Below are 2474 nucleotides of genomic sequence, written 5' to 3'. Positions count from 1 at the left end.
CGTCGGGGCCCTGCTGATGGTCGCCGGCGCGGTGCTCGTCTTCGACCTGCGCCTCGGCGACGGCGGGCGGAAGAAGCCCGCGGCGTCGCCCTCGCCCACCGTGCAGTTGCCCGACGGGGTGCGCTGCACGGGCGCCGCGTGCGGCGGCAAGGACCCGGAGGCGATGGGCTGCGGCGGCTCGCACGCCACCACCGTCACCGACGCGATGGTCGGACCCGCCTACATGGAGGTGCGGTACAGCAAGGTCTGCGCCGCCGCCTGGGCCCGGATGGCCCGGGCGGGCGCCGGGGACGAGGTGCGCATCCGGGGCGACGCGGGGGGCGCGGAGCGCCGCGCCGAGGCGGACGCCGACGGCGACGCCTACACCTCGATGGTGCCCGTACGTTCCGCGAAGGCCGCCACGGCCTGCATCCTGCGCACGACGGGCGACCGCGGCTGCACCCAGCAGTAGGCGGCGGGGCGGCGGGGCGGGAGCGTGGGGCCATGACGGGGGCTCGGCCGTGGCGCGCGGCAGCCGTGGCGCGCGGCCGGGCCCGGCCCTTGCACGCGACTCCGCAGGAGCGGCCCGGGACCTCGGCGCGACTTCGCCGGACTGGCGCGGGCGCGCCGCGCCCGGCCCACCCCCCACCCGGATGGCCCACCCCCACCCCGGATGGCTCCCCCCGGCGTGCGGTTGAAGATCGTTGGGGGTGTTTTCGGGTCCTAAGTGTGGTCCGGGACCTTGAGGAGGACGCCATGCGCGGAGTCAGGCGTGCCACGTGGGCGGGGTGTGGGCTGACCATCGCCCTGGTGGCGACCGGTTGTGGCGGTGGCGGGGACAGCGGTGGTGGGGGTGGTGACGGGTCAGGCACCGTGCGGGCGTCCTGGGGTGACCCGCAGAACCCGCTGGAGCCCGCGAACACCAACGAGGTCCAGGGCGGCAAGGTGCTGGACATGATCTTCCGCGGGCTCAAGCGGTACGACCCGAAGACCGGCAAGGCCCAGGACATGCTGGCCGAGAAGATCGAGACCAAGGACGCGCAGAACTACACCGTCACCATCAAGAAGGGTTGGACCTTCAGCAACGGCGAGAAGGTGACGGCCAAGTCCTTCGTGGACGCCTGGAACTACGGCGCGCTGCTCGACAACAAGCAGAAGAACGCCTACTTCTTCGAGTACATCCAGGGCTACGACAAGGTCCACCCGACCTCGGGCAAGGTCACCGCCAAGACCCTCTCCGGACTGCGCGTGAAGGACGACACCACCTTCACCGTCGCGCTCACCCAGAAGTTCTCCACCTGGCCGCAGACGCTCGGGTACGCCGCGTTCGCCCCGCTGCCCCGCGCCTTCTTCGACGACCACGACGGCTGGATCAGCAAGCCCGTCGGCAACGGCCCGTACATGGTCGGCTCGTACAAGAAGGGCTCGGCCATGAAGCTCAAGAAGTGGGACAAGTACTCCGGGCCGGACAAGGCGCAGAACGGTGGCGTCGAACTGCGCGTGTACACCGACGTCGGCACCGCCTACACCGACCTCCAGGGCGGCAACCTGGACCTGGCCGACGACATCCCCGCCGCCCAGCTCAAGAACGTCAAGCAGGACCTGGGCGACCGGTACATCAACCAGCCGGCCGGCATCATCCAGACGCTGACCTTCCCGATGTACGACAAGCGGTGGAACAAGGCCGATTCGGACAAGGTGCGGCGCGGTCTGTCGATGGCCATCGACCGCGCGCAGATCACCGAGCGGATCTTCGAGAAGACCCGCACCCCGGCCACCGACTGGACCTCGCCCGTGCTCGGCGCGGAAGGCGGCTACAAGTCCGGGCTGTGCGGCGAGGCATGCGTGTACGACCCGAAGAAGGCCAAGCAGCTCATCGAGGAGGGCGGCGGGCTGCCCGGCGGCAAGATGACGATCACGTACAACGCGGACACCGGCTCGCACAAGGACTGGGTGGACGCGGTGTGCAACAGCATCAACAACGCGCTGGACAAGGAGAACGCCTGCGTCGGCACCTCCATCGGCACCTTCGCCGACTTCCGGAACAAGATCACCGACCGGCAGATGCGCGGTCCGTTCCGGGCCGGCTGGCAGATGGACTACCCGCTGATCCAGAACTTCCTCCAGCCGATGTTCTACACCAACGCCTCGTCCAACGACGGGGAGTACAGCAGCAAGGAGTTCGACGACCTGGTCGACCGGGCCAACGCCGAGTCCGACCAGGCCAAGGCCGTCGCCACCTTCCAGGACGCCGAGAAGGTGCTCGCGAAGGACATGCCGGGCATCCCGCTCTGGTACCAGAACGGCAACGCCGGCTACTCGGACCGACTCAGCGACGTACGGCTCAACGCCTTCAGCGTCCCGGTCTACAACGAGATCAAGGTCAACTGACCGTATGCGGGCGGCAGTTAGGCCGCCCGTCGGCGGGGGGCGCGCCCCCCCCCCCCCCCCCCCCCCCCCCCCCCCCCCCCCCCCCCCCCCCCCCCCCCCCCCCC

2 protein-coding genes are annotated in these 2474 nt (G+C 70.4%); both read left to right on the top strand.

From position 1 onward, the window contains the following. The coding region (locus AAHZ94_RS32595; protein ID WP_349997318.1) for a DUF2690 domain-containing protein at positions 1-451 on the top strand (451 nt) is incomplete at its 5' end. A 284-nt stretch (positions 452-735) separates the two neighbouring features. Continuing rightward, positions 736-2370 (top strand): peptide ABC transporter substrate-binding protein, encoded by a 1635-nt coding sequence (locus AAHZ94_RS32590; RefSeq protein WP_349997317.1) that lies wholly within the window; start codon positions 736-738, stop codon positions 2368-2370. The last annotated feature ends 104 nt before the right edge of the window (positions 2371-2474 follow it).

The organism is Streptomyces sp. HSW2009 (assembly GCF_040240285.1).
In the GTDB taxonomy this organism is placed as follows: Bacteria; Actinomycetota; Actinomycetes; order Streptomycetales; family Streptomycetaceae; genus Streptomyces.
The sequence above is the reverse complement of the archived record's forward strand: the minus strand, read 5'-3'. Positions and strand labels throughout refer to the sequence as shown.